We start from the raw sequence: 1,100 nt of genomic DNA, 5'->3' as shown, positions 1-1,100 counted from the left end.
CGCAGCTCATTGAAGCCATCACCCTTATGAGTTCGGCTTTTGATGGTCATCCGCGTCTTGTGCTTGGGCAGCTCATACGGCGGCAGATTGGTCTGGCGGTAGGTGCGGCCCGTGGCGATAGGCTGGTCAGGGTCTCCATCCAAAAAGCTGATGATCAGTTCCTGATTCACGCGCGGCACGGCCATGGCCCCCCACGTCGCGCCTGCCCAGCCTTGAGCGACACGGATCCAGCACGAACTCTGGTCGTTGTTTTTGTCCGAGCGGTCCCACGGAAACTGCACCTTGACCCGGCCCCATTCATCGCAATAAATCTCCTCGCCGGGAGGGCCAACCACCGTGGCGATTTGCGGGCCGTCGATGCACGGTTTGTCACGCAGCGGCGCTTTCCAATCCGAGGTCCAGCGGATGGCGCTGGCTTTCAACGAGTAAGACGTACCAAGGCCACTGCCGAACGACTCTTCCTGCAAGCTGGTGTGCTGCTTGCCTTCGTGTCTGATGGCGATGGTGCGCCAGCGGTCATTGAAGTCTTCACGCGGATGCTCGTTGAGGTCGAACGCCAACCCCGGCTGCAGGCGCTCATCGTCGCCTTCCAGGTGCGCCAACTTGGCGTCGTTACGCAGTGCGGCCAGGCGCGTTTTGGTGAAGGGCTTGCCGGCGATATCGCGCTTGTAACGGCCGGGGTAGTCGTAGCGTTCGTAGTCTTTGTGCTGGTTGTTCAGGTCCTGATCGCCAGTGGCTTTGTGCTGCTGGTTGTAACGCGGGTGGGTGAAGGTGTAGTCGCGCTGGACCTGCACGGCGGTGCGAACTTGTTCGGTGTAGTGGAAGCGGTTCAGCGCCGGTTCCTTGGAGTCGCCGCCGGACATAGGCTGGTAGATCACCGGGCAATCGGTGTGGGTGCCGATGGTGCCGAGGCCGCCGACGCGGTCGGTAAGGATGAGGGTGTGGCCGTCGGCGCGGTGTTCGAAGGTGTAGAGCAGGCCTTCTTCGGCGGCGAGGCGGGCGATGAAGTCGAGGTCGGTTTCGCCGGCCTGTACGCAGTATTCGCGGGGTTGGTGCTCGAAGCAGATCTCGCTGCGGATGTCGGTCAGCTTTTGCTCGGC

Annotated in this window: 1 protein-coding gene; it reads right to left on the bottom strand. The window is 62.0% G+C overall.

The features are described from left to right. On the bottom strand, nucleotides 1-1,100 hold a 1,100-nt coding region (tssI, locus tag HF257_RS33190), incomplete at both ends, for a type VI secretion system tip protein TssI/VgrG (RefSeq protein ID WP_185711019.1).

Source organism: Pseudomonas cremoris (genome assembly GCF_014230465.1).
Note: the sequence above shows the minus strand (reverse complement) of the source record. Positions and strands in the feature narration are given on the sequence as shown.